This window comes from Pedobacter sp. Bi126 (assembly GCF_918698245.1).
Taxonomy (GTDB): domain Bacteria; phylum Bacteroidota; class Bacteroidia; order Sphingobacteriales; family Sphingobacteriaceae; genus Pedobacter.
Genome location: NZ_CAKKMS010000021.1, coordinates 1 through 1,324 on the forward strand (window position 1 = coordinate 1; position 1,324 = coordinate 1,324).

1 protein-coding gene is annotated in these 1,324 nt (G+C 38.1%); it reads right to left on the reverse strand.

From position 1 onward, the window contains the following. Window positions 1-18 precede the first annotated feature (18 nt). Complete coding sequence (locus LQ201_RS25620) at window positions 19-1,302, reverse strand: IS4 family transposase (RefSeq protein ID WP_371823076.1); 1,284 nt, start codon at window positions 1,300-1,302, stop codon at window positions 19-21. Between the last annotated feature and the right edge of the window lie 22 nt (window positions 1,303-1,324).

The window sequence follows — 1,324 nt, forward strand, 5'->3', positions numbered from 1 at the left end:
CAATGCTATTAAGTTAAGCTATTTATATGCTTGGTGCAACCTGCTTTTATTTTGCCGAACTTTAATTCTGGGAAAGCTTCTTGTTGGCTTTACCGCAACTACAGTTTTAGAAATTTGCTCTATTAGCTGTTTAATTATTGTTTTCAGTTTTGATCCCATTACTAACTCAATTAGGCTGTTCCTAACAAATCTGAATGCATTTTGCCAGTTGAAGATATAACCGTATCTTCTTTTATCCATGTTTTTTTCAATCTTGTCCTGTGCGGTAATCCCCAGTAAAGCAACGAGATTCATCATGAAAATATGGGCCTCAAATTCCTGGTTTATGCCTTCTGGCTTACGGCTACCAAACTGCTCGAGTTTCATTTTGGGCTTGAGCTTTTTAAAACCCTCTTCAATCCTCCATCTGAGCGTATAAAGCTGGTTAATATCTGCTAAGCTGATATTCTTAGGCTCAAGTGAGGATATCAATAGTTCGATCTCACCTGTTGTTAGTTTGATTTTCGAAACTCTTACTTTTATGGGTTCGCAATCTTGCCCATGCTCGGCACAGGTCCTTTTTTCCCTTAAACTTGGTTGCCACTCCGTAATAAAATCCTCAGATGGATTATTCATTACCTGTTTGGCAAAGGTAGAATTCGATGAGCTAACCCTGATACAAAAGTCACTTTTCTGTTCGATAAGCCTCTTGAATATATTGAAGTAACCAAATCCCCTGTCTAAGATAAAAATAGCCTTATTGACGGCAAGGTTGTTTAGGCAATCCTTGAAAAGAGTTCTCTCTGAGTTCTTCATCTCGCTTATCCGACTCGCCAATACCGTCTTTGTGTTGATGTCAAAAAGCATAAACAATTGGGCAAGACAACTTTTGGCACCATTTTCATTTTCAGAATAAACGCCAAAGTGTTTTTTTATACCCGGTGATGCAGGCAGCGAGACCGTTGAGCCATCGCCGGCGATCAACTGAAAGCCTTTCCAACGTCTAACATAGTGTCGTTGATGAAAATCCACAAGTATGCTGTTCAGATCCTTAAAAAATGAAATTTCGACCTTATAACGAGCCAGTGAGAAAGCTGCCCCAGTAACTGTTTTGACTTTGAATTTGGGCAATAGAGTTGAAATATTGTACTCAACAGATTCCTTGAATAGATTCAAAATTGAGGTAACTACGATAGGAAAGGTAAGTGAGCGCTTTCTGATGAAAAACTTTGCTTTGGTAATATACTTCTCAGGGGTCGGATTTTTTTGAATAAAATCACATGTTTTTTTTAGGAGAAACGATATGTTTCTCCTTGGAAATATTGCTGGAAATTAAACTCATGTA